Origin of the sequence: Streptomyces sp. NRRL B-1347 (assembly GCF_000720325.1) — a bacterium.
In the GTDB taxonomy this organism is placed as follows: domain Bacteria; phylum Actinomycetota; class Actinomycetes; order Streptomycetales; family Streptomycetaceae; genus Streptomyces.
In genome coordinates this window covers 111,577-134,337 of sequence record NZ_JOJM01000003.1, presented here as the reverse complement: position 1 = coordinate 134,337, position 22,761 = coordinate 111,577, and the positions used below count along the sequence as shown (strand labels likewise).

The following is a 22,761-nucleotide window of genomic DNA, read 5'->3' as shown; positions in this document are numbered from 1 at the left end:
TAGCGCAGTTCTTCACGGCATCGGGGCGATCAATGCTGAACCGGTGCTGAGCAAGTGCGAAGCGCCACAGCGAAGGACTGAGCGCGGGTTGTCCGCCTCGCGCCTCGCGCTGATCTGAGTTTTCGTGCCGGTATCCCGCCGTGCGGGCCGCTCCGGCTTCGCCATGGCCAACGGGGAAAATCGGCCATGCGCGTGAGCGCCGCCGTCGCACCCGAGATGCCACCCCTCGGTCGGACGTCAGGCTCACGGCGAGCGTACAACACGGTCACCTTCATGGGGAGATAAGAAGGAGATATTCCGTATTTGGCGATGGAGAGTGGCACCCGGCTCGAATCGGTCATTCCGTCCCCGGGTGCGGCACTCGACCGAGGGGGCGCGATACGGACGACCTCGGCGCGGGGGAGCGGCCGTTCACCCCGTTCGGCAGGGAATCCGGGGAAGCGCGGTACGCCCGTCGCGCACGGCCCTACCGTGTAGACCTCTCGCCGGTGGGGGCGCGTCGGCGTGCCGGGGCGGTGCGGAAGGGGCTGGGCCGTGCGTGACCAAGAGTTCTCTCCGAGGCCCGTGAGGCCGCGCCGCCGGGCGGTGGCGGTGGCTGTGACGGTCGGCCTGGTGCTGGGCGGAGCCGGGGGACTGGGCGCACATGTGCTGTGGCCCGGAGACACCGACGACTCCGGTGGCTCCAGCGGCTCCGGCGGCTCCCGTGGCGACGGCCGGGCGAAGCCGTCGGCGGTCGCCACGGCCGGTCCCAGGGCCGAGCCCGTCCGGGCCGCGATGGTGGCCCAGCGGCAGGTCGGCGTCGGCGTCGTCGCACGCAAGGGCGGCGACCCCGACTTCTTCACCGGCCAGGCCCGCCTCGACCTGCGCGACGGCACCACCGTCCGGGCCGCGACCCACGTCCTGTACGACATGGGCGAGGGTCATCCCTGGTACCCGCCGGAGATCGTGCTGATCGGCAACCGCGCCGTCATCACTCCCCACCAGGAGATGACCGGCCCCGAGTACGGCCCGCAGGGCTCGTACCGCACCGAGTCCGACGCGACCGCCGCGGCAGCCGACGACATCGCGGTGCGCAACGCCCTGGAGGCCCGGTGGCTGGCCCAGCCCGCGCATCTCGTGGCGCTCCTCGACGGCGCCACCGAACTGAGCACGCGGCGGGCGGGCGGCGTCCGCACCCTCACCGGCAGCACGCCGTTGCGCACGCTCGCCGCGGATCCGGCCGTCGGCCGCCTCTACCGCCCGTACGCGGCCGACGGCCGTGACGGCGCCGTCCGCTTCACGCTCGTGGTGACCTCGCGCGATCTGCCCGAGTCCCTGCGGACCGAGGTGCCCTCGGGGTCCGGTGCCGACGCCTTCCGCGTGGAGTACCGGGACTGGGCGAAGGGCGGGGCGATCACCGCGCGGCCCGGTCCCACCCCGGCGCCCCAGTGGACCGCCGCCGACTAGGCGCCGGCGGGGCCCTGCTGCCGTCGCACCATCTCGGCGATCCAGACGGGCGCGAACGGCGAGGTGCAGCCCGGTGGCGTCGGGTAGTCCTTGAGCACTTCCAGGCGCTCACCGATGGCGATCGCGCGGGTGCGGTGCTCGGGGTGCTCGATGCCGATCCGGGCCAGGCAGTGGTTCATCGCCCACTGCAGGCGCTCGGGGGCGTCCTTCATCTCCGCCTCGACGGTGTCGAGGAGCCCCGCGAGGTCGAGGCCCTCGGGCCGCTTCGCCACGCGTTCGGTGGTCAGCGCCCAGCCGGCGCTCGCGACCACGGGGTCGGGATCGGCGGACCAGGCCAGGCGCAGCTCTTCGGCGTGCGGGCTCTTCTTCACCACGTAGTTCACGAGCCAGTCGTGCACCTTGGGCGTGCGCGCCGCGCGCAGCATCGAGTCCAGCTCGTCGCGTGCGAACGCCTTCGGGCGGCAGATCAGGAGCGCGAGCAGCCGCGCCGCGGTGTCCTCCGTGGCCCAGAGTCGGGACGCGAGTTCCTGCTGGGTCTTGAGTCGCTTGGCGAGGGCGCGGAGCTTGCTGAGGTTCACGCCGTGATCGTCGCCGTGCCTCTCGTTCACCGCGCGCGTCTTCGGGTCGTCGAGTGCGGCGAGTTCGGCCATCACCTCGGCGACCGTCGCCCCGGTCGGTGTCGTCCCGCCCACCTCGGCCTCCCGTCCCTCACGTGTGGCCTTCAGGCTATGCCGGTAGGCGGCGGGCGGCCCCGCGGCGGCCGCCACACGCGGCCGAATCCGCACCTTTCACACCGCCCGCCGACGGTGCAGGGTGGTCCCCGGCAGTCGCCGTCACCAGTTGACCTCACTTCGGTCACATGCACTTCACACTCAGTGGTGTGGCTTCAGCACGTCCACGTGTCACCCCCGTCCGCGACCAGACCTGGGAGTGAGCCATGAGAACGTCGGTGCCCCGCGCCGGACTCAAGGCGCTGGCCTGCGCCGTCGCAGCGGCGACGATGCTGGTGGCGGGTGCGGCGAGCGCCTCGGCCGGAAGCGAGCAGACCGCGCCCGAGATGGGCGTCCAGTTCTACCCCGACGGTGACCCCGGACAGTGCTCAGGGCCGCAGCAGCAGTGGACGGCCGCCCCGGACTGGACGACCCCGATCCGCTTCGACACCGACAGCCGCGGGGGCGGCTGCCAGCTGTCCTTCGGCATCCACGACGCGTCCAACGTCCTGTCCGGCCTGTCCGCCAGCTACTCCTGGCAGGTGGAGCCGGGCTCGGACGCGGGCCAGTGCGGCAACCAGGGGACGTACGCCCTGCCCATCACCCGGTTCCGGGCCACCGGTCCGAACATCCGCGTCGACACCGACGGCCGCGGGGGCTGGTGCAACCTCACCTTCGCCCTCGCCGGACGCACCGACATCGCGCTCGACGTGCAGTACTGGGCCGACGGCGACGGCGGTCAGTGCCCCGGCCACCTGCCGCGCGGCCAGTACCGCTCGGCGACCGAGGGCAAGCCCGTGACGGTGAGCGTCGACGCCGACAACCGCCCCGGCGGCTGCCAGCTGGAGCTCCGTCTGCGCCGCACCGACTGGTAGGCCGCGAGCGGGTGACCTGAGCCTCCGTGCGGGCGCGTTCGCCACCCCCCCGGCCGAACGCGCCCCCACGGACCCCCCGTCCCCGCGGATCCGTCCCCCGGGCCCGCAACTCGTCCCCGAACGAGTGAGGTTGCGAGCCACCCATGGTGCCTTCCGGTATGCCTGGCGGCGGCAATACCGCCCCTCACCTCCCGAAAGGCCAGCCATGCGCGTCCGCCTCGCCCTCGGTGCCGCCGCGAACACCCTGCTCATCGCGGGCCTCGCCGCCGCCGCTCCCGCCCACGCGGGCCGGTTCGACGACCTGACCGTCAACGGCACCGGCACGGTCGCCGCCGACGGCACCATCGAGCTCTCCGGTACGTACCGCTGTCTGCCCGACGGCACCCCCGGCCCGGTGTTCGTCAGCAGCACCCTCGTCCAGGGCGACGAGTCCACCGGCATCGGCGGCACCGCCGCGGTCTGCGACGGCCAGGTCCGCGAGTGGACCAACACCAGCAAGGGCACCGGTTCCCGCTACGAGCCCGGTGCGGCCACCGTGCGGGCCCACCTGATGAAGCTGTCCACGAAGAGCGGCCTGCCGATGCCGCAGCCGCTCGCCCACGAGGAGGCCCGGGTCGAGCTGAACTGACCGGCGTCATGACCGCGGCCCGGCTCCACGGGGGAGCCGGGCCGCCGCCACGACGTGGCTACTGCCTTCCGCCCGCCAGCCGGTCGGCCAAGTAGCGCTGGAACTGCCACAGCGGGCGCTCCAGGTGGGAGAACCGTCCGCCGGACGGGGCCGGTTCGGTGGTCAGGCCGCGCTGTACGCCGCGGATGGCCACCAGGTCCTCCTCCTGGATGAGCTCAAGCTGCTGCCGCGACGCGGCCACGTACGCCTCGTAGTCCGGCTGGTCGACGGCGTCGGCCGGGACGAGGACGGTCACGAGCGCGTCATGGGTGGTCGGCCCGGTGGGGATCCAGCGCACATACGTGACGCTGTCCGGCACGAGCGCGAGGGTCAGGTTCGGGAAGACGCCCACGACCGTCATCCCGGACAGCTGCCGCGCGCCGAGGCCGGGGATGAGCGTGCCGACCGGCGGGGCGCCGTCCGCGTCCGGCTCCAGGGGCGGATCGGCGGCGAACGGCGTGAACATGCTGAAGCCGCGCCCGTCGCACTCCTCGACGACGGTGTCCTTGCCGGGCAGGACCGGCTCCAGGGTGGCCGCGTGCGTGCCCATGTGGTGGTAGTTCTCCGAGGCGTTCTCGAAGGCCACCTTCCAGTTCGCCGGGACGTTCTCCCAGCGTGCCGTGAACGCGACGACGAGATCCGCGAGGCGGTACGGCGCGAGCGCGGCGTCGAGCCGGGTGAGCTGCGGGCCCAGCGCCGGTGCGGCGGGGTCGGCACTGACCATGAGCAGCCCGTTCCACACCTCCAGGCGGTGGCGGGGCAGCCGGCACGCGGCGCGGTCGAAGTCGACCTGGCTCATCAGGGGCGCACCGGCCAGCTGCCCAGCGTACTCGCCGTTCAGCCGGTACGTCCACGTGTGGTACGGGCAGGTGAGCCGCTTCAGCGTGCCCTGCTCGGGCGTGGTCTCGGGCGGCAGCACGTCCATGAAGCGGTGGCGGCACACCCGCGAGAGCGCGTGCAGGCCGCCGCTCTCGTCCCGCGTGATCACCAGGGGTTCGCCGAGGACGTCCGTACGCAGGTAGTCACCGGGCCCGGCGACCTGGCTGACGTGGCCGACGCACAGCCAGTCGCCGCGGAAGACGCGCTCCTGCTCGAGGTCGTGGAAGGGCTCGCTGGTGTAGGCCCGGGCCGGGAGCGTCTCGCCGCGCTCCAGCGGAAGCGTCGCGACGCGGGCCACTTCGTCGAGGAGGGAGGGAAGTCCGTCGTGCAGCATGAGGGGTCACCGCCTTGTCTGGGGGATCACTTTCATGCTCGGCCGACGGTCGGGGCGTCGGATCGGCGCCGGGGACGACATTCGGGTACGTCCTTCGAATGACCGGCCCGTCGCCGCCGCGGGCAGCGAGACGGAGACCGGGCTCGTCAGGGGAGTACGACGACGGCGCCGACCAGCGGCGGCCCCGTTCGCCGCGCCGCCCGGAGCCGCTCCGGAACGGCCGAGGGCCGGTCGGCCCCTGTCGCCTCCGGGCGCGGTGGAGTAGACCGGAGGCATAGCGCGGTGTGCGACCGAGGCCGGCAGCACCGCCCGAGGCCACGGCTCCCTCGAGGCCTCCGACGGCTGTTGCCCGGGGGCGTCCCGGACGGAGGCGATGCCGACGGGACGGCGGTCGTCACCGGGGGTGGTGGCGGCCGCGTGCGTCCGCAGGCGCACTCGACCTGCGGACGCACTCCTCCACGGGTACCCAGGGGGCGTGGATTCCCTGCTGGGGTCGGTACCCGGAGGCTCCTCGCCCGCTGCGGGTACCCGGCGCCGCGACGGCCATGCCGCGCCGTCGTCGATCCGTGTACGAGCGGGCGAGCCGGGCACGGCGGAGCGTCACAGGCCGCCCTTCTCGCAGACGCGGCGGGCGACGTCGCGGAGCTTGACGTTGTTCTCCTGGGAATAGCGGCGCAGCACGGCGAAGGCCTGGTCCTCGGTGAGGCGGTGGCTTCCCATGAGGATGCCCATGGCCTCGCCGATGAGGTGGCGGGTGGCGACGGCCTGCTCCATCTGCGCGTGGGTGCGGGCGCTGGAGAAGGCGACCGCGGCGTGCGAGGCGAACAGCCAGCCGGCCAGCTCGCTGGCCTCGGTGAAGGCGCCGACCCTGCGGGAGTAGAGGTTCAGCGCGCCGAGTTCCGCGTCCTCGGTGAACAGCAGGAAGCCCATCATGCTGCCCACGCCGAGCCGGTGGGCCCGCGGGGCGTAGGCGGGCCAGCGCGGCTGCTCCCGGCTGAGGTCGGCGATGCGGAAGACCCGGGCGCCCAGGGAGCTGCGGGCGGCGTCGAAGCAGGGGCCTTCCCGCACCCGCTCCTGGAGTTGGTCGCTGTCGACGACCAGTTGGTCGGTGGCGGCGAGCGTCTGCACGCCTCTGCCGTGCAGGACGAGGACGCCCGCCGCGTCGCAGCCCTCCACCAGTTCGGTCGCCGACGCGGTGACACGCCGCAGGGTCGCGTCCACCGACGCCTGCGCCAGGAGGTCCCGCGCCATCGACGCCATCTGCTGTGCGAACCGGGCCCAGTCCATGCCACCCTCCGCGTCTCGGCCACGTTCCGGATGAACGCGTACCCGGCTTTTCCGCACGGTCACCGGTGCGCGGGCGTGGGGTGTGCGACACCGGCGGCCGGTGGTGCCGGAGCCGCGCGGGCCGTCCCGCCGGGGCGAGGCCGCGTCACGGCCGCCAGTAGAGGGCGGGGTCGGGGTGGTCGGTGAACCCGAGGGCGCGGTACAGGGGCTCGCCGTCGTGGGAGGTGTGCAGATCGACACGGGCGGCCCCCTGCTCGCGGAACCAGTCGAGCAGGCCGTGCATGATCGCGCGGCTGTGGCCGCGCCGCCGGTGCGCGGGGTCGGTGACCACGCCGACGACGAGCCCGATCCGGCCGTTGCGCAGATGCGGGCCCGGCAGCCGCTGCTCGATGGTGCCGATGCCGCAGGCGGCGAGCCCGTCGCCGCCGTCCACGACCAGGACGCGCACGGCGTCCGAGCCCAGCTGCGCCTTGAGGACCGTGGCGAGCTCGTGCCGCCACCCCTCGTCCCCCGACGCGGGGTTGAAGAACTCGCCACCGAGGTCCTCGAACAGCAGCGCCCGCAGGCGCACGAGCTCCGGGACGTCGTCCTGCACTGCCTGACGTATACGCGACATGTAATGACCCTATGGCGCCAGTAACTCTTACGGCAAGGGATGGTGCCGCTGCCGGGGCCGGCGGTGGATCAGTCCAGGAACGACGTCACCGCGGTCACGAAGCGCTGGGGGTCGTCGAGCCACGGGTGGTGTCCGGCGCCCGGCTGCGTCACCAGCTCGGCGCGCGGGAACAGGGCGGCGAATTCGGCCACGGCGGGCGGCGGGGAGTTGAGGTCGACCTCCCCGGCGAGCAGCAGGACCGGCGCGGTGAAGCGGGCGAGCGCCGCGCGGGTCTCGGCCGGGCTGAAGGCGCCCTCCGCGCCGAAGGCCCGGACGACCTCGCTGTTCTTCTGCTCCGCGTCGGCGGCCTGGAGGGCCTGCGCGACCTCGTCCCAACGGCCGTGCAGGAAGGGGGCGACGGCCTCCCAGGAACCGTCCGTCGCGCGGCCCGCCGTGATCGCTTCCAGGGCCGCGTACGCCTCCGGGAACCAGGGCTCGTCGGCGCGCAGCCGCGCGGTCCTGCGGCGTACGTCCGCGCTGATCTCGATGCCGACGGCCAGGACGCTCGGCGTGACGAGGGTGAGGGTGCCGACGCGGTCCGGGTGTTCGCCCGCGTACTGGACCGCCACGTTCGCGCCCGCGCAGTGCGCGAGCAGGTCCATGCTCTCCAGGCCGAGGTGCTCGCGCAGCGCCTCGACGTCGGCGACGAGCCGGTCGGAGCGGCAGGTGCCGAGGTCCGCCGGGATCTCGGAGCGGCCCGTTCCGCGCAGGTCGAGCATGATCAGACGGCGGTGCGCGGACAGGCCGCCGAGGTCGCCGAGGTAGACGGAGTCGCGCATGCCGCCGGGCAGGCAGACCAGCGGTGTTCCGTCGCCGGACACGTGGTACGCGATCTTGGTTCCGTCGTACGAGGAGAACGTAGGCATGGTCGTGACCTTGTCACCGGCGCGCGCACCGGGCAAGCGGATGCGGGGCCGGGCGGAGAAGATCCCGGTGCCCGGTGCGGCGTCGCCGTCAACTGGCCCGGCACTACAGTGAAGTGGTGCCCACCTTCCCGGACGACCCGGCCACACTGATCGGCGACGACGACCGCGAAACGGCCGCGCGGCGCCTGCAGGAGGCGTACGCAGGCGGATACCTCTCGCACGAGGAGATGGACGCCCGCCTCCACCGCGCGCTCTCCGCCACGACGCGGGAGGAGCTCGCGTCGGCGCTGGCCTCGCTGCCGGAGCCGCAGGAGGAGGACCCGGCCACGATCGCCGCCGCCGGTGGACGGATCGTCCGGCGCGGCGCGTGGCGCGTACCGCGCACCCTCAAGGTGCAGTCCGCGTACGGAAGGGTGCGGCTCGACCTGTCCCGGGCGGTCATCGAGCACGCGGTGGTGGACATCGAGCTGCAGCTCGGAACCGGCAGGGCCCGGATCACGGTGCCGCACGACGCGATCGTCGACGTCGAGCGGCTGCACGCCGGATGGAAGGACGTGCTCTACAAGGTCCCGCGCCGCACCTCCGGCCCCGCCGGGCCGACGATCCGGATCAGCGGGGCCATGGGGTTCGGACGGCTGAAGGTCCGCCACGCACGCCGTTGAGCCCCGGACGGGCCCTGAGGCGAGGTCTCGGTTCGACAGGGCGAGCAGGTCCGTGGACGTGATGTCCGGGTCGAGCGGCGCGACCACGCGGACCTCGGCCACGGGCGTCCGCGCGCCTCGCTACCGTGGCGCCGAGCATCCGGACAGGCCCTTGGGGGGACCGTGACTGACCATGCGTATGGGGCCCAACTGCGGGACTACGCGCTCAAGGTGCTGCACGAGTGGCAGCTGGCCCCGACCTGGCAGCCCGGTCTGCAACTGCGCGCCGCGTCGTTGAGCAACGCCCGCGACTACGCGGGCCGCTTCCTCCTGGAGCTGCTGCAGAACGCCCACGACGCGCACCCCAAGGACCGCGGCGACGGCCGGGTGCACGTGCTGCTCGACGAGGACGAAGGGGAGGCGGGCACGCTCTACGTCGCCAACGGCGGCACCCCGTTCACCTGGTCCAGGGTGGAGGCCGTGTGCAAGTTCGCCCGCAGCGACAAGGCGATCGGCGAGGGCATCGGCAACAAGGGAGTGGGCTTCCGCAGCGTCCTGCAGATCACCGGGGCGCCGGAGATCTACAGCGCCGCTTCGGCGGGGCGGGGGCCCGGCCCGCTGGACGGCTACTGCTTCCGCTTCGCCCGGCGCGACGACCTCGCGGAACTGCTCCAGAACGAGGCCACGGCACGCAAGGCACAGGACGAACTCCCGCCGTTCCAGGTCCCGTTCCCCGTCACGGACGTGCCCGGCGGCTGCGCCGAGCTCGCCGCACTCGGGTACGTCACCGTGGTACGGCTTCCGCTGCGCGGCCCGGCCGCCCTCGACGAGGTGCGGCTGCGTCTGCGGGAACTCGCCGAGGCCAAGGCGCCGGTCATGCTGTTCCTCGACCGGATCGCCCGGCTGACGCTGGAGTGGCGGGCCGACGGCGAGGTGCGGCGGGTCCATGAACTCGCCCGCACCGAGGAGCCGTTCGCCGCCCCGACGGGGGAGGCCGCAGAAGCCGGGCCTCCCGGCCGCACCGAAGTCACCCTCGCCCAGGTCGACCTGGACGGCACCGGGGAGTTCCTCGTCGCCCGCGGTGAAGTGGCACCGGAGCGGCTGCGACGCACCCTCGCCGAGGCGACCGGCCTCGGTCTCCTCGACGACGCCTGGCTGAAGTGGAGCGAACCCGCCGTCATCGAGGTCGCCGTCCCGCTCGCCGCGGGCAAGGCGCGCCGCGGCCAGACCTACACCTTCCTGCCCCTGGGCGACGGCGCGTCCGCGCCCCTCGCGGCCCACGTCAACGCGCCGTTCTTCACCAAGATGGACCGGACCGGCCTCGACGCCGAACACCCGCTGAACGCCATGCTGTTCGACGCGCTCGCCGAGACCTGCCTCGCCGCGGCCGAGCGCCTGCGCGCCGCCCCTGCCCCAGACCTTCGCCGCCTCGCCGTGGACCTGGTGAGCTGGGAGACCGGCAGGCGCAAGGCCGCCCTCCTGGTCACGGCGGCCCGGCACGTGCACGGCCGCGAACTGGCCGACGTACCGCTCGTACCCGTGCTCGCCGCCGACGGCGCGCCCCCGCACACCGCCTGGGCCGCGCCCCGGCACGCCGTCCTGTGGCCGGAGCACGACCTGGCCGTCCTCACCGCGCGGCGCGCCCACGACGCCGGCGCGGTGGTCGCGGACCCGGGCGTCGGCGGCGAGCGGCTCAAGCGCCTCGCCTCCGTCTGCAAGGCGCTCGGCTGCCCCTGGGAGCCCGCTCCGGAAGCGCTCGCCGAACACGTGGAGCGCATGATCGCCACGCTCCCGCTGCCCGGGCCCGGCGACACGGTCGAGCTCTGGGACGACGCGTACGACGACATGGCGGCCCTCTTCCAGGACGACGGCACCGTCCTGCGCGGGCGGCGGCTGCTCCTGGCCGACGACGGGACGCTGCGGCACGCCAACGGTGACGTACGGGCCGAGGGCCGCAGCGGGCGGCGGGCCCGCCGCGAGGCGTTCTTCCAGCCCGTGCGCGGCGACCTCGGCGGCGACGGCGACACCCTGTCGGTCCCCGCCCTGCTCGGTAAGCGGCTCTTCTCCCTGCACCCCGGCCTGACCTGGACCGACAGGGCCCGGCACCGCCGCCAGCCCGCCCGCTTCTTCCTCGAACACGCCGGTCTGGTACGCCCCTTCGACGTGCGGGGCCTCCTCGAACACGTGCGCCGCGCCCTCGCCGAGAGCAAGGACCGCAAGCTGCGCGACCAGACGCTCCGCTTCGTCTTCCGGCTGTGGCGCGCACGGCGCACGACGAGCGGAATGGCCCTCGGCAGTCTCGGCCTCTACCTGCCCTCGGCCGACGGGACGCCGATCCGCGCGGGCGAGGCCGTCTTCGGCCGGGGCTGGGACGGCACCTGCGGGGACGACCTCGTCGTCGTGGTGGAGGCCGGCCAGGAGGCGTCCCCCAGCCTCAAGCGGATCGCCAGGCGGCTGACCGCCCCGCCGGAGGCGTTCCTCAGGCGCGGCGAAAGCGCCCAGGAGTGGCGGGAGTTCCTCATCGAAGCGGGCGTGAGCGAGGGCCTCACCCCGGTGTACGCCGCCAAGGCCGTACGCCGCGAGTACGGCCAGGACCTCGTCACGTCCCGACTGGTGCGCATGGCGAGCGTGCCTCCGGGCGTGGCCGCGCAGTGGGAGCCGCACGTCGCCCGCCCCTCGTCCGGCGCCTGGTACCCGCAGACGCCCTACGTCGGCAGCCCCGCGTTCTGGCTGCCGGGGCAGGACGTCGTCGGGCGGCTCGGCGAGAGCGCCCGCCTGGCGTACGCGCGACTCGTCCTGCGCGGCCTCGCCGACTGGCAGGACCGGTACTTCACCAGCACGTGGACCAGCGCGGGCAGCCGCAGGGACGACCGGGAGCGGGTGCGGACCCCGCTGGCCGCCTTCCTCCGGGAGCAGCCGTGGCTGCCGGTGCGCGGACGCGGCAGGACCGTGCGGTTCGTGCGCCCCGCCGACGCCTGGTACTGCCCGCCGGGACTCGACGAGGAGCCGCTGTACGCGCCGGGCGTCGACCGCCGCGTACGCCCCCTCGTCGAGCCGCAGCAGACCGGCGCGCGGCTGCGCACCCTGGGCCTGCCGACCTGGGACGACCCCCGGGACAGCGCCCGCCTCGTCGCCGCGCTCGGCGGGCTCGTCGCCGACGGCGAGGTCGGCGGCGACGACCGGCCCGCCGCGCAGCGCGCCAACGAACGCGCCTGGAAGCACCTCGTCCAGCAGGCGTACGGCGAACTGCCGGACGACGCGCGCGTCCTCGCCGAGGCGGGGGAGCGACTGGTCGCGGTACGGCTCTCCGACCTCGGCGAGCCGTCCCCCGAAGGCGACGGGCCGTCCCCCGAAGCCGACGAGCCGTCCGCCGTGACCGACGAGCCGTCCGCCGTGACCGACGGTCAGGACTCCGATGCCGAGAGGCCGGATTCCGAAGTCGCCGGTCAGGACTCCGTGTTGTACGTCAGCGGCGAGCGCGAGAGCCTCACCGCGCGGCTCGTACGGGAGATGGGGCGGCCCCTGCTCGTCGTGCCCGGCGTCGCCGCGGCGGCCGCCGCACGGCTCGGCCGCGGCCGCCCGGACGCCGTCCGGCACGTCGACGACGCCACGTTCTCCGTGACCGTGGACGGCGAAGTCGTGAACGCCGCGGCCCTCGGCGAGCCCCTGGTCGACGAGCTGCCCTGGCTCACCCTCGCGGTCGGCGTGCTCGCCGACCACGTGGCGGACGGCCCCCGGCCGAGCGACGCCGAACTGGCCGAGCTGACCGCCGCGGTCCGCCGCGTCCGCGTGCACCGCTACCGCACCTGGGAGATCGCCCTCGACGGCAGCCCCGTCACCATGCCGGACCGGCTCGGCGGCGTCCTGCCCCTGCCCGACCCCAAGCACCCGCTGCTCCTCACCCGGGACGCCGGGCCGGGCTGGGCCGAGACGGCCCGGCTCGCACCCGCCCTCGCCGATCTGCTCGGGCGCCGCGACTTCGGCATCCGGCTGCGCCTCGCCGCCCTCCACCTCGCCTCCTGCCACGCCGACCCGCGCACGCCCGCCGCCGACGAGCTCGCCGAGGCCCTCGGCGTCACGCGCCCTCAGCTCGACGGGACGAGCCGCCGCATCGACGGGGCCATCGGCGGGGTCCTGGAGCGCTGCCTGCCCCTCCTCGTGCACCTGCTCGGTTCCACCGCGGCGCAGGCCCTGGCCGTGCCGCCGCCCCGTGACATCAGGGAGTTCCAGACCGCGCTCGACGGCTGCGCCGACGAACTGCCGCTGCCGCCCGATGAGTTCGTCTGCCTGGCCCGCACGGCCCGCGACCTGGACGAGCTGCGGCTCCTGCTGGACGTCGACTTCGCCGCGCTGAACGACACGCTGCGCGCCCTGCCGCGCACCGACCCCGTCAGCCACGCCGAGGCCCACGAGGAGGCGGTGCGCGGACATCTGGACCTGCACCGCAAGACCCTCGTGAACCGGTTGCGCTGGGCCGCCCTTGCCGCCTTCGACGCGCGCGAGCCCCTGCCCGACTGGCCGACGCTGCGCACCCTGGAGTGGATCACGGCCCCGGAGGCATGGGCGTACACCGTGGACACCGCCGAAACGCCGCTGATCGAAGCCCACGTAGAGGAGCGGCTCGCGGCGCGCATCGGGGCGCCCGCTCCCCGCGAGGGCGACCACCTGCCTCCCCTCGACCAGGTCCGCAGCGGCAACCGCCGCGCGGTCGTCGGCGCCGTCGCGGACCTCGCCGCCCTGGTCGAGGCGGCCGGGCACCCGCTGCCCGGACCCCTGGCCGGAGCGGACCCGGCCGAGGCCGTCACCGACCGGCTCGACGAGGCCGGAGCCCTGGACTTCCGCCTCCTCGCGCCGGACGACGTCGTCGGCTGGCTCGCCGCGCTCGGCCACTGGCCGGACGGCATGCCCGCGACCGTCGCCCTCGACGCCCACGGGCTCACCCCGGCCGCCCTGGACCGGGTGCGGCACGCGGCGGAACACGAGCGCCGTCGGCGGGAGCGCAGCCGCCGCACCCTCTCCGTCGGCGGCAGGGACTTCGACCTGCGCGCTGACGACCTCACCGACCTGACCGCCGCGCTCCAGCACGCCCTGGACCGGGACGCGATCCCCGGCCTCGGCGGCGGCCGCGTCGCCTTCACCCGGCCCCAGGAGCTGCCCCCGGCGCGCCGCCCGTCCGGCGGCGGCCGCCGCGGCGTCTCCGGCCGCAACGGCGGCGCGGACGCCGGGCTCTCCCCGGCCCAGCGCGATGCCATCGGCTACATGGGGGAGTGGTACGCGTACCACTGGCTGTGCCGGGGCTACCCCGAGGCCGCGGACGAGACGAGCTGGGTGTCCACGAACCGCCGACGGCTCTTCCCCGGCCCCGCGGGCGACGACGGCCTCGGCTACGACTTCGCAGTCGGCTCCGGCCCACGGCCCTTGATGTTCGAGGTGAAGGCGACCCAGGGCGACGGCGGCCGGCTGGAGCTCGGCGAGAGCGAGGTCCGCGCGGCCCAGCGGCACGCGGGCAACGACCGCTGGCGCCTCCTCGTGGTCACCTGCGTCCGGGAGCCGGAGCGGGTGAGCGTCCGCATGCTCCCGAACCCCTTCGGCAGGCGCGGCCGCGGCCGCTACCGGGAAGAGGGCGGCGCACTGCGCTTCTCGTACCGCTGGTGACTGCCCGCATCTGTTGGTACAGATGTACTGGATCTGAGATGACGCGATCAGGCCGGAATTGCAGGGGTGTAATGTCCGTATTGCACCTTCAGGGGGATCGTTGTACGGTACGTTTGTACCACTCAGTCGGGGGCTCGCCCCCAGGGCCCCGCCCGCAGTGAAAGGCTCCGTCATGAAGATCGCAGTTCTCGGTACCGGCGGCGGTGCCCGTGAGCACACCGCCAAGCTCGTCGAGCTCGGCCACGAGGTGTTCGTCGGCACCCGCGACCCGGAGGTCACCCTGGCCCGCACCGAGCCCGACATGATGGGCAACGCGCCCTACGGCCAGTGGCTCGCCGACCACCCCGGTGTCACCCTGCTGAGCTTCGGCGACGCCGCCGCGGCCGCCGACGAGGTCGTCATCAACGGCATCGACGGGCACAACGCCGTCGCCGCCCTGACGGGCATCGCCACAAGCCTGAGCGGCAAGACCCTCATCGACTACGCCGTGCCGTTCGTCTACCAGCACGAGGCCGAGCACCCCTGGCCCACGCCCTGGGGCGTCATGCCGAAGCTCGACCCCTGCGACACCGACAGCCTCGGCGAGCGGATCCAGCGCGCCCTGCCGGAGGTGAAGGTCGTCAAGAGCTTCGTCACCCAGGAGCAGTCCACCGTCGTCAACCCGAAGGCCATCGGCGACGGCGACCACACCATGTTCGTCGCCTCCGACCACGACGACGCCAAGCGGACCGTCACCGAACTGCTCACGTCCTACGGCTGGACCGACATCCTCGACCTCGGCCCGCTCGTCTGCTCCCGCGGCATGGAGATGTACGCCCACATGCACTCCGCCATCGCCTTCGGCCTCGGCCAGCAGTTCGGCGGCCACTTCGGCGTCAAGGTCGTGCGCTGAGCGGCCCGCCGCCGACGCCATCGGAAGGACGCACCATGACGAGCACCGACACTACGAACACCGACAGCACGAGCACCCCGTTGGCGGGCAAGGTCATCTGCCAGGCCCTGTGGGCCGAGGACGGCCGAGAGCTCGCCGACTTCTACGCCGCCGCCCTCGGCACCGAGGTCAGCGACACGTTCCCCGACGAGCACGGCACGGACGTCGCCTTCGCGTTCCACGTGGGCACGCTCATGTACCTCTTCTACACGAGCGCGTCGTACACGGCCCCCAACTGGCCCGAGGATCCGCTGCCCTTCCACATGGACCTCGTCTTCGACGACGTGCGGGCGGCGGAGCGGCACCTCCTGGAAAGGGGCGCGACCAAGCCCGACTTCCAGCCCGGCGGCGACCACTGGACCGTCCTCCTCGACCCGTCGGGCCAGCCGTTCTGCATCCACGGCGCCCACTGAACCCGGCCGCCCCGCCCGATCGACCACGAGCCCCGGGATCCCGCATGACCACCCTGCCCGGCGTCACCGCCGCCGACCGCCGCTCCCGCCTGGCCCGGCGGCACCTCCTCACCGCCGCCACCAGGGCCGCATCGGCCCAGGAGGTCGCGCACGCCCTGACCGGCCTGCACGCCACCGACCCGGCGACGGTCTTCCTCGCCGCGGCCGCCCGCATGCGGGCCCCCACGGTCGCCGCCATCGACGCCGCGCTCTACGACGTGCCCGCGGGGCCGGGCGCGGAGCCGGACCTCGCACGCGTACGGTGCATGCGCCGCACCATGTTCGTGGTCCCGGCCGCACTCGCCCCGGCCCTCTGGCACGCGACCGTCAAGAGCAACGACCCGCACCGCGCCGACGCCACGGCGAAACTGCGCGAGACCCTCGGCTGGGACGAGCGGCGCTACGCCGACGTGGAACGAGCCCTCCTCGACGCCCTCGCGGCGCGCGGCGAGGCCTCCGCCGCCGAACTGGCCGCCGACGTACCGGACTTGCGCGAGCAGTTCGTCGTCAACCCCGGGAAGTCCTACGCGTCACGGCAGCGGGCCAGTTCGCCGGTGCTCGGCGTGCTGGCCGCCGAGGGGCGGGTGCGGCGCTCCCGGCCGGTCGGCTCCTGGACCTCCGCGCAGTTCCGCTGGGCACCGGCGCGGCCGCTGCCGCCGCTGCCCGCCGCCGAGGCCAGGGCCGAGCTGGCCCGCCGCTATCTGGCGGCCTTCGGGCCGGTCACCGTCGACGACCTGAAGTGGTGGACGGGCTGGACGCTCACGGCCGCGCGCGCCGCGCTCGCGGCCACCGCCGCGCAGGCCGTCGACATCGACGAGGGCACGGGCTATGTGCTGCCCGACGACGTGGACCCGCTCCCGGCCGCCGCGCCGGAAGCCGCACTGCTGCCCGGCCTCGACCCCACGGCGATGGGCTGGCGCCACCGCGACTGGTACCTCGACCCGGCGCACACCCCCGAACTCTTCGACCGCAACGGCAACATCGGCCCCACGGTCTGGTGGGACGGCCGCGTCATCGGCGCCTGGTCCCAGGCGCCCGACGGACACGTGCGCCACCACCTCCTCGACGACCCGGGCCGCGAGGCCCGCACGGCCGTCGAGGAGGCGATCGGCCGACTGACCGCCTTCCTCGACGGAACGCGCGTCACCCCGTGCTACCGCACCCCTCTCGAACGCCGCCTCAGCGGCGGGCGGAGCCGCTGACCGTTGACCGCTGGCCGCGTCAGGCCGTGAAGGTGTTCAGTCTCGCGCCGGTCACCGGAGCCTCCGGCTTGAAGGCGTAGTCGAACTTGTACGTCGTCTCGTGCGAGCTCGTGAAGTGCGGGCACACCAGCGGGCCGATCTTCCCGCCCTTCGCGCCCATCTCGATCCACCAGCCCGCGCAGCGCCCGTCCGGCTTGCCCCAGCCGCTGCCGGGCAGCAGGTCCTCGACCCAGCCGGTGACCCGCGTGGTGCCGTCGCTCTGCGGACACAGCGATATCTCACCGCGCCCGAAGGACTTGGTGTCGGCGACGGTGACGCACGCCGACCCGGCGGCCGGCGCGGCCTGGGCGGTGGGGGCGGACAGCAGTGCCAGGGCGCCGACCGCCACGGTCGCGCCGGTCATGGCCAGGGTGCGGGCAGAGCGTCTCATGGTCGTTCCTTCTCTCCTGAAGCGGCCCGGAGGCCGTCGGTACAGCGGCATTGATGGAATCGCTCGGGGGTGGCCGGCAGCCCGGCGATGATCATGATCACGTGCGGAGCGCCCCGCGTCCAGCCTTGACCGGGGAGTTCGTCCCGCACGGCACTCCGCCCCGCGGCGGATCTCCCTGACGGCGCCTCCGCCGCGCGGGGGAGGCGGATCGTGCGCGGGCCCGATCCCCGCGTGCCGAAGGGACCGGCACAGTGACCCCATGGCAATCAGTACGACGAGGGACCGTCCATGACGATCTGGCTCATGTCGTTCCCGGCGTTCGCGTGTCTCCTGGTCCTGTTCGCCCTGCTGGAGAGCGCCTGGCGGTGGTTCACGGGCCTCGGCCTGATCCCCTGGCTGCACCGGCGCGGCGGGCGGTCGTTGTCGAACATCGCCTTCGACGAGTTCACGGCGGTCGTGAACGGCAACAAGACGGCGGAGCTGGAGCAGCGGCGGGTGGAACTGCTCCAGCGGGACGACGAGGACGAGGGCGCGCCGCCGCGCTCCAGCGTCGACCTGGCCCAGGGCACCGCGTTCATCGTGGTGCCACAGGAGGCGGACGGTCCGGGCGCTGACGAGCGCGCTGCCCGTGCGGGCCGACGGTGAGACACCGGCCGGAGGGAACCGGCACAGTCCCGGCCACGCTGTGGGGGCGTGTCGCGTGCTGGTGGGCGGCCGCGTTCGCCGGGCTGCACTTCTACTGGGCCGTCGGCGGCGAGGTGGGCCTGAGCGTCTCCGCGGGGCCGCTGGCCGCCGAGCGCCCGCTGTGGTTCGTCGTGGCCGGTCTCTGGGGTGTCGGCGCGCTCTGCGTCCTCGGCGCCCTGCTGGCACGGCTGCTCGCCCGGCCCGGCCTCGAAGGATTTCCCGCGCTCCTTGCCAGGTGGCTGGGGTGGGGCGTCAGCGCCCTCCTGCTGGCCCGCGGCATCGGTGTCGAGGTGCTGCTGCTGACCGGCACGGCACACCTGGACAGTTCCGTGAGCGCGGGGCAGAGGGCCTGGACGCTGGCCCTCTGGAACCCCTGGTTCATCGCCGGGGGGCTGGCCTTCGGGCTCGCCGCCCTTCGCTCCCGCGTGCCTGCCGCCCGGGACGGGGGCCACGAACTGGCGCGCACCGTAAGGGAGTTAGCCTCGCCCCATGCACTGGGACGAGAAGCGGCTCCTGGCGGCGGAGGTCGACGCGATCCACGGCCTCGTGCCCGGCTCCGGTGACCCGCCGACGGTCCGCGACCCCACGGTGCTCGCCGTGTGGGCCTGGTCGCCGCGGGCACGGCTGCTCGCGCTCGGGTCCGGCGTGCCGGGCGAGGGCCGTGCCGGAGCGGCGGTCATCGAGGGCGGGCCGAGCTGGGTCTTCCCGGCATGCGTCGCCGTGCCGCCCGCCCCGCTGCCCGTCGTCGTGTCCACCGCCGAAGGGCGCCGCGCGGCACAGCGGTTGATCCGCCCCGGCACCTGGCGGCCCGGCGAGTGGGGCGAACTGATCGGCGGCCGCCTCGGGGAGTGGGCCATGGCCGTCCGCGGCAGGGAACCGGTGTCGATCTGCCACACGCCCGCGGCCGGTGCCACCGCCGCCGAGGCGGGCATCTGGACGCGCCCGGACTTCCGCGGCCGCGGCCTCGCCCCCGCCTGCGTCGCGGCCTGGTCCCACCGCGAACGCCGGAACAAGGAAGTGCTCTTCTACAGCACGACCGACACCAACCACGCCTCCCAGTCCGTCGCCCGCCGTCTGGGCCTGCGCCGCCTCGGCTGGATCTGGACCGCACGACAGGGGGGAGCGGCCGCGTGAACGGTGCCGGGGCCGAGGGGTGTACCCCATGAGGTGCGGTCCGGGTGCCGGGCGTACTCCCGGCGTTGCGGCGGGGCACGGGGCGGCCGGGCCGACGATCCGGCCACGGGGCTGACGGTTCGTCACAGTGCTTTTGTCCGAGACTGGTTGTGCCGTTCCCCTTGCGAGCCTTGTGGGTGATGGACACGTCCTCGCGCCGACGGGACAGTAGCGACTCGCCGGCAACTCCTTACGCCTCTTCGCGTCCTGGCGCCGCGTGCTCCGCGCCCCGGGGTCCCCGGCGCCGGGCGCGAAGGGGTTCCACGGGAGTTCCGCACACCACAGAGATGCGTCGGACCACGGAAAGGGGAGCAGTGTGAGCGGCAGCCACGTAGGGGAGCCCGCGCCGCAGGTGGCCGGAGCGGGCCAGGACGAACCCGCGGGCCCGGGCGTGGCCCCGCCCAGCGCCCTGTCGGAGGGCGCGGACCAGGCCCCGGAGGCCGGTGCGGGCTCCCTGGCCCCCGCGGTGCTCGAAGCCGCGGACGACGAGGCGGTGTGACCTCGGCGGCCGGACGCGGGGAGCGGCAGGACCACAGCACGGGACCACGGGAACTGACGGACCACCAGCAGCGGAAAGAGGGGACATGAGCACGGTTATCCGGCGGGTGTTCAACGGCAATGGACGCGGCAGCTTCGTACAGCCCATCAACTCGCCCGTCGCCTTCAAAGGCAGCACCATCGTCGCTTCCATCACCGAAGTCGACGCCAACGGCGACTCCTTCGTCGGCAGCGCGCGCATGACGGTGCACAACGTGGCTCCGAGGGACGGCCAGTACGTCATCTGGGTCAACATCGAGTGGCCGGATCCTCTGAGGTACCGACTCAACGTCCTTGTCAGCAACGACTAGCGCGGGCCGTGGCCCCGGCTCGGGGGACGGGGCCACGGCACCACCGGTTCAGTCGACGACGGCCGTGGCCTCGACCTCGACGAGGTGGTCGGGCACATCGAGGGCCGCCACGCCGAGGAGCGTGGCGGGCGCCACCGGGGTCACCCCCAGCTTCGCGGCGGCCCGGGCGATCCCCTCCAGCAGGAGGGGCATCTTCTCGGGCGTCCAGTCGACGACGTGGACGGTCAGTTTCGCCACGTCGCCGAAGGAGCCGCCGGCCGCGGCCAGGGCGGTGCCCACGTTGAGGTAGCACTGCTCGACCTGGGCCGCGAGGTCGCCCTCGCCGACCGTCGCCCCCTCGGCGTTCCAGGCGACCTGCCCCGAGACGAAGACCAGCTTCGATCCCGACGCGATCGACACCTGCCGGTAGGCGTCGACCTCCGGCAGTCCGGCGGGGTTGACGAGAGTGATGGCCATGCTGTGCCTCCGAAACCAGGACGCGGGTGCTCTCCCGCGGTTACTCAGGAACCGTAGGAGAGCGGCTGCTGGCAGGGAAGGACGCACTTTTTGGTGACTGGAGCACCTCAAGGTGACCCAGCAGGTCGGGCGGGCGCGCCACGGGCCGGAGGGTGCCGTGAGCCCGGCGTGCGACGGCAGCGGCCGCCCGCCTCCGGACGTCCGACGGCTGATCAGCTGCCGGTGAAGACGGCGTCGCGCCGCTCGGCGAAGGACCGCAGCCCCTCGGCCCCGTCGGCGGTCGCGATGAGCCGCGCGACGTCGGGGCGCAGCCGCTCGACGGCGCTCTCGTCGCCGTGCTCACGCGCCCGGTGCGCGGACTCCAGGGTCGTACGCACTCCCAGGGGCGCCGACTTCGCCGCGATGAGGGCCGAGATCCCGGCGGCCCGCTCGCGGGCGGCGGGGCCGTCCGCCACGACCTCCTGTACCAGGCCGATGCGGTGGGCCTCCGAGGCGTCGAATTCCTCGCCGGTGAGGAGCCACCGCATGGCATTGCCCCAGCCCGCCTGCCGGGGAAGGCGGAAGGTGGCCCCGCCGAAGGGGTAGATGCCCCGGCGGATCTCCAGCTGGGCGAAGCGCGCGTCGCGGGCCGCCACGCGGAGTCTTCTACGGGGAGACGCGCTTCGACGGCTTCATCGGGACGCTGGGCATCGCCCGCAACACCCTCACCGACCGGCTCCGGCGCCTGGAGGGCGCGGGCCTCCTGGAGCGCCGCGCCTACCAGAGCGACCCCGTCCGGCACGAGTACCTGCTGACGGACAAGGGCCGCGACTTCTTCGGCGTGCTCGCCGCGATCAACGCCTGGGGCGACCGGTGGCAGTCGGGTGAGGAGGGGCCGCCCACGGTCCTGCGCCACACCGCCTGCGGCCACGACACCCGGGCCCGCGTCGTCTGCTCGTCCTGCGCCGAGCCCCTCCGCCACGAGGACGTGGCCGTGCGCACCGGACCCGGCTTCCCGTCCCGGCTGCTCGACGACCCGGCCGTGCGGGCCCGCTTTCCGGCCGGGGACGGTCCGGAGGCCGGGTCCTGAGCGTGCGTCACCCGCCTCAGTGCAGCTGGCCGGGCTCGTAGCCGCCGGCGGGCTGCTGGACGATGACGTTCCCCCGGTTGAAGGCGTTGATGAGCGCGATGGCGCACACCAGGGCCGCGAGCTGGTCCTCGTCGTAGTGCTTGGCGGCGTTCGCCCAGACCTCGTCGGTGACCCCGCCGGCCGCGTCGGCGATGCGGGTGCCCTGCTCCGCGAGCTCCAGGGCGGCCCGCTCGGCCTCGGTGAACACCGTCGCCTCGCGCCACACCGCCACCAGGTTCAGGCGCGTCGAGGTCTCCCCGGCGTGCGCGGCGTCCTTGGCGTGCATGTCGACGCAGAAGCCGCAGCCGTTGATCTGGCTGACGCGGAGCTTCACCAGCTCCTGAGTGGCGGCGGGGAGGCCCGACTCCGCGAGGGTCCTGTCCGCCGCGACGAGGTGCCGGGCGAACTTGGTCGCGACGGCGTTGGTGAAGAAGTTCAGGCGAGCGGTCATCGTGGGCTCCTGTGTCGTTGGTGCGCTTCCACACCCTTGGACGAGACGGCCCCCGCGGTCTGTGACATCCGTGCGTGTGACGGCCGTCTCACCGCCTGACAGACTCGGGAAGCCGCCGGAATTCCGGCGGCCGTCCTGCGCGGCTGTCACAGATCCGGCCGCTGCCGTGTCTTGTTGGTGTGCGCCCTGGCGCACCGGGTCCGACGGGATGGAGCCCGCACTCCGCCGGACCCGTGCGAGCCGAACACAGCGAACGGAGACAGTGATGAAGATCGTGGTCATCGGCGGTACGGGACTCATCGGTTCCCAGGTGGTCACGCTGCTGCGCGACCGTGCTCACGAGGTCGTGGCGGCCGCCCCCTCCACGGGCGTCGACACCCTGACCGGCGACGGCCTGGCCCCGGCGCTCAAGGGCGCGGACGTGGTCGTGGACGTGTCGAACTCCCCGTCCTTCGAGGCCGAGGCGGCCCTCGACTTCTTCACACGCGCGGCGCGGAACGTGTCCGCCGCGGAGCGCGACGCGGGCGTCCGCCACCACGTCACGCTCTCCATCGTCGGCGTCGACCAGGTGCCCGACTACGGCTACTACCGGGCCAAGGTCGCCCAGGAGGAAGCCGTGCGCGCCAGTGGCGTGCCGTACAGCATCGTGCGCGCCACCCAGTTCTTCGAGTTCGTCGGCCCGGTCCTTGACATGTCCACCCAGGGCGGCGCCGTGCGCCTGCCCTCGCTCCGGCTGCGCCCGATCGCCTCCGCCGACGTCGCCGCGGCCGTGGCCGACGCGGCGCAGGGCGCGCCGTCGAACGGCGTGCGCGACATCGCGGGCCCCGAGGTCCACCGCCTCGACCGGCTCGGTGAACTCACCCTGGCGGCGAAGCCCGACGGCCGCTCGGTCGTCACCGACGAGACCGCCAGCTTGTTCGCGGGCTTCCCCGACGGGGTGCTCACCGGCGACGACACGGTGCCCACCGCCGCCACCCGCTACGCGGACTGGCTCCGGCGGAACTGATCGCC

Annotated in this window: 23 protein-coding genes and 1 pseudogene; 15 read left to right on the top strand and 9 right to left on the bottom strand. The window is 73.9% G+C overall.

What is annotated here, in order from left to right; translation table 11 throughout:
* The first annotated feature begins 591 nt into the window (after positions 1–591).
* The gene (locus IG74_RS50765) at positions 592–1,446 is read left to right on the top strand and encodes a hypothetical protein (RefSeq protein WP_158857397.1); all 855 of its coding nucleotides are present in this window, start codon (positions 592–594) and stop codon (positions 1,444–1,446) included.
* Here the strand turns inward: IG74_RS50765 and IG74_RS0103090 are convergent.
* On the bottom strand, positions 1,443–2,096 hold the full coding sequence (locus IG74_RS0103090) for a DNA alkylation repair protein (protein WP_051854564.1): 654 nt from the start codon (positions 2,094–2,096) through the stop codon (positions 1,443–1,445). The genes IG74_RS50765 and IG74_RS0103090 overlap by 4 nt on opposite strands.
* Positions 2,097–2,383: 287 nt before the next feature.
* Here IG74_RS0103090 and IG74_RS0103085 point away from each other — a divergent pair, with 287 nt between their 5' ends.
* Entirely contained in the window at positions 2,384–3,031 is a 648-nt protein-coding gene (locus IG74_RS0103085) for a hypothetical protein (RefSeq protein ID WP_030669134.1), read from the top strand.
* Between the two features lie 205 nt (positions 3,032–3,236).
* Entirely contained in the window at positions 3,237–3,659 is a 423-nt protein-coding gene (locus IG74_RS0103080) for a DUF6299 family protein (RefSeq protein ID WP_030669131.1), read from the top strand.
* 58 nt (positions 3,660–3,717) lie between these two features.
* Here IG74_RS0103080 and IG74_RS0103075 read toward each other — a convergent pair whose 3' ends face one another.
* The 4 genes from IG74_RS0103075 to IG74_RS0103060 form a co-directional block, all read right to left on the bottom strand.
* Positions 3,718–4,911: an aromatic ring-hydroxylating oxygenase subunit alpha gene (locus IG74_RS0103075; protein ID WP_051854488.1), complete on the bottom strand. Its 1,194-nt coding sequence runs from the start codon at positions 4,909–4,911 to the stop codon at positions 3,718–3,720.
* 600 nt (positions 4,912–5,511) lie between these two features.
* Positions 5,512–6,198 (bottom strand): GAF and ANTAR domain-containing protein, encoded by a 687-nt coding sequence (locus IG74_RS0103070; protein ID WP_030669127.1) that lies wholly within the window; start codon positions 6,196–6,198, stop codon positions 5,512–5,514.
* Positions 6,199–6,343: 145 nt separating this feature from the next.
* Positions 6,344–6,814, bottom strand: coding sequence for a GNAT family N-acetyltransferase (locus IG74_RS0103065; protein ID WP_030669124.1), 471 nt, complete (start codon positions 6,812–6,814; stop codon positions 6,344–6,346).
* Positions 6,815–6,882: 68 nt separating this feature from the next.
* Positions 6,883–7,719, bottom strand: a complete 837-nt coding sequence (locus tag IG74_RS0103060; protein WP_030669121.1) for an alpha/beta fold hydrolase — start codon at positions 7,717–7,719, stop codon at positions 6,883–6,885.
* 116 nt (positions 7,720–7,835) lie between these two features.
* On the opposite strand from IG74_RS0103060, the gene IG74_RS0103055 reads away from it, so the two are divergent.
* The 5 genes from IG74_RS0103055 to IG74_RS0103030 all read left to right on the top strand — a co-directional run bounded on the left by IG74_RS0103055 (position 7,836) and on the right by IG74_RS0103030 (position 16,600).
* Positions 7,836–8,381, top strand: coding sequence for a DUF1707 SHOCT-like domain-containing protein (locus IG74_RS0103055; protein WP_030669118.1), 546 nt, complete (start codon positions 7,836–7,838; stop codon positions 8,379–8,381).
* Between the two features lie 162 nt (positions 8,382–8,543).
* Positions 8,544–14,015, top strand: a complete 5,472-nt coding sequence (locus IG74_RS45450; RefSeq protein ID WP_037824325.1) for a sacsin N-terminal ATP-binding-like domain-containing protein — start codon at positions 8,544–8,546, stop codon at positions 14,013–14,015.
* 172 nt (positions 14,016–14,187) lie between these two features.
* Positions 14,188–14,907 carry an NADPH-dependent F420 reductase gene (locus tag IG74_RS0103040; protein WP_030669115.1) on the top strand — a complete coding sequence of 240 codons (720 nt, stop codon included), beginning with the start codon at positions 14,188–14,190 and terminating at the stop codon, positions 14,905–14,907.
* Between the two features lie 35 nt (positions 14,908–14,942).
* On the top strand, positions 14,943–15,359 hold the full coding sequence (locus tag IG74_RS0103035) for a VOC family protein (RefSeq protein ID WP_051854487.1): 417 nt from the start codon (positions 14,943–14,945) through the stop codon (positions 15,357–15,359).
* A gap of 44 nt (positions 15,360–15,403) precedes the next feature.
* Positions 15,404–16,600 carry a winged helix DNA-binding domain-containing protein gene (locus IG74_RS0103030; protein WP_030669109.1) on the top strand — a complete coding sequence of 399 codons (1,197 nt, stop codon included), beginning with the start codon at positions 15,404–15,406 and terminating at the stop codon, positions 16,598–16,600.
* Positions 16,601–16,619: 19 nt separating this feature from the next.
* On the opposite strand, the gene IG74_RS47600 is transcribed toward IG74_RS0103030, so the two are convergent.
* The gene (locus tag IG74_RS47600; protein ID WP_158857395.1) at positions 16,620–17,030 is read right to left on the bottom strand and encodes a hypothetical protein; all 411 of its coding nucleotides are present in this window, start codon (positions 17,028–17,030) and stop codon (positions 16,620–16,622) included.
* A gap of 288 nt (positions 17,031–17,318) precedes the next feature.
* Between IG74_RS47600 and IG74_RS47595 the strand changes: the two genes are divergently transcribed.
* The 5 genes from IG74_RS47595 to IG74_RS0103000 all read left to right on the top strand — a co-directional run bounded on the left by IG74_RS47595 (position 17,319) and on the right by IG74_RS0103000 (position 19,735).
* Positions 17,319–17,675: a DUF6191 domain-containing protein gene (locus tag IG74_RS47595; protein ID WP_051854485.1), complete on the top strand. Its 357-nt coding sequence runs from the start codon at positions 17,319–17,321 to the stop codon at positions 17,673–17,675.
* Complete coding sequence (locus IG74_RS0103015; protein WP_063761203.1) at positions 17,672–18,277, top strand: DUF3995 domain-containing protein; 606 nt, start codon at positions 17,672–17,674, stop codon at positions 18,275–18,277. Before IG74_RS47595 ends, IG74_RS0103015 begins: the two co-directional genes overlap by 4 nt.
* The gene (locus tag IG74_RS0103010) at positions 18,204–18,848 is read left to right on the top strand and encodes a GNAT family N-acetyltransferase (protein ID WP_030669089.1); all 645 of its coding nucleotides are present in this window, start codon (positions 18,204–18,206) and stop codon (positions 18,846–18,848) included. The genes IG74_RS0103015 and IG74_RS0103010 overlap by 74 nt, the downstream gene beginning before the upstream one ends.
* A gap of 355 nt (positions 18,849–19,203) precedes the next feature.
* Positions 19,204–19,386 (top strand): hypothetical protein, encoded by a 183-nt coding sequence (locus IG74_RS0103005; protein ID WP_030669087.1) that lies wholly within the window; start codon positions 19,204–19,206, stop codon positions 19,384–19,386.
* Between the two features lie 85 nt (positions 19,387–19,471).
* Entirely contained in the window at positions 19,472–19,735 is a 264-nt protein-coding gene (locus tag IG74_RS0103000) for a hypothetical protein (RefSeq protein WP_150509205.1), read from the top strand.
* Positions 19,736–19,783: 48 nt separating this feature from the next.
* Here IG74_RS0103000 and IG74_RS0102995 read toward each other — a convergent pair whose 3' ends face one another.
* Both IG74_RS0102995 and IG74_RS0102990 read right to left on the bottom strand, forming a co-directional pair.
* A complete protein-coding gene (locus IG74_RS0102995; RefSeq protein WP_030669082.1) occupies positions 19,784–20,191 on the bottom strand; it encodes a RidA family protein in 408 nt (135 codons plus the stop codon).
* 212 nt (positions 20,192–20,403) lie between these two features.
* On the bottom strand, positions 20,404–20,826 hold the full coding sequence (locus IG74_RS0102990) for an enoyl-CoA hydratase-related protein (RefSeq protein ID WP_051854484.1): 423 nt from the start codon (positions 20,824–20,826) through the stop codon (positions 20,404–20,406).
* A gap of 20 nt (positions 20,827–20,846) precedes the next feature.
* Here IG74_RS0102990 and IG74_RS54135 point away from each other — a divergent pair.
* Positions 20,847–21,260, top strand: a pseudogene (locus IG74_RS54135) (winged helix-turn-helix transcriptional regulator); the annotation flags it as partial.
* A 16-nt stretch (positions 21,261–21,276) separates the two neighbouring features.
* Here IG74_RS54135 and IG74_RS0102980 read toward each other — a convergent pair.
* Positions 21,277–21,750, bottom strand: coding sequence for a carboxymuconolactone decarboxylase family protein (locus tag IG74_RS0102980; protein ID WP_030669073.1), 474 nt, complete (start codon positions 21,748–21,750; stop codon positions 21,277–21,279).
* Between the two features lie 265 nt (positions 21,751–22,015).
* Here IG74_RS0102980 and IG74_RS0102975 point away from each other — a divergent pair, with 265 nt between their 5' ends.
* Positions 22,016–22,756, top strand: coding sequence for an SDR family oxidoreductase (locus tag IG74_RS0102975; RefSeq protein WP_030669070.1), 741 nt, complete (start codon positions 22,016–22,018; stop codon positions 22,754–22,756).
* The last annotated feature ends 5 nt before the right edge of the window (positions 22,757–22,761 follow it).

Bases quoted from the DNA above. Each gene is read 5' to 3' on its own strand.
- IG74_RS0103090 (WP_051854564.1), bottom strand. From the start codon at position 2,096: ATGGCCGAACTCGCCGCACTCGACGACCCGAAGACGCGCGCGGTGAAC.
- IG74_RS0103085 (WP_030669134.1), top strand. From the start codon at position 2,384: ATGAGAACGTCGGTGCCCCGCGCCGGACTCAAGGCGCTGGCCTGCGCC.
- IG74_RS0103080 (WP_030669131.1), top strand. From the start codon at position 3,237: ATGCGCGTCCGCCTCGCCCTCGGTGCCGCCGCGAACACCCTGCTCATC.
- IG74_RS0103075 (WP_051854488.1), bottom strand. From the start codon at position 4,911: ATGCTGCACGACGGACTTCCCTCCCTCCTCGACGAAGTGGCCCGCGTC.
- IG74_RS0103070 (WP_030669127.1), bottom strand. From the start codon at position 6,198: ATGGACTGGGCCCGGTTCGCACAGCAGATGGCGTCGATGGCGCGGGAC.
- IG74_RS0103065 (WP_030669124.1), bottom strand. From the start codon at position 6,814: ATGTCGCGTATACGTCAGGCAGTGCAGGACGACGTCCCGGAGCTCGTG.
- IG74_RS0103060 (WP_030669121.1), bottom strand. From the start codon at position 7,719: ATGCCTACGTTCTCCTCGTACGACGGAACCAAGATCGCGTACCACGTG.
- IG74_RS0103040 (WP_030669115.1), top strand. From the start codon at position 14,188: ATGAAGATCGCAGTTCTCGGTACCGGCGGCGGTGCCCGTGAGCACACC.
- IG74_RS0103035 (WP_051854487.1), top strand. From the start codon at position 14,943: ATGACGAGCACCGACACTACGAACACCGACAGCACGAGCACCCCGTTG.
- IG74_RS0103030 (WP_030669109.1), top strand. From the start codon at position 15,404: ATGACCACCCTGCCCGGCGTCACCGCCGCCGACCGCCGCTCCCGCCTG.
- IG74_RS47600 (WP_158857395.1), bottom strand. From the start codon at position 17,030: ATGAGACGCTCTGCCCGCACCCTGGCCATGACCGGCGCGACCGTGGCG.
- IG74_RS47595 (WP_051854485.1), top strand. From the start codon at position 17,319: ATGACGATCTGGCTCATGTCGTTCCCGGCGTTCGCGTGTCTCCTGGTC.
- IG74_RS0103010 (WP_030669089.1), top strand. From the start codon at position 18,204: ATGCACTGGGACGAGAAGCGGCTCCTGGCGGCGGAGGTCGACGCGATC.
- IG74_RS0103000 (WP_150509205.1), top strand. From the start codon at position 19,472: ATGAGCACGGTTATCCGGCGGGTGTTCAACGGCAATGGACGCGGCAGC.
- IG74_RS0102995 (WP_030669082.1), bottom strand. From the start codon at position 20,191: ATGGCCATCACTCTCGTCAACCCCGCCGGACTGCCGGAGGTCGACGCC.
- IG74_RS0102980 (WP_030669073.1), bottom strand. From the start codon at position 21,750: ATGACCGCTCGCCTGAACTTCTTCACCAACGCCGTCGCGACCAAGTTC.
- IG74_RS0102975 (WP_030669070.1), top strand. From the start codon at position 22,016: ATGAAGATCGTGGTCATCGGCGGTACGGGACTCATCGGTTCCCAGGTG.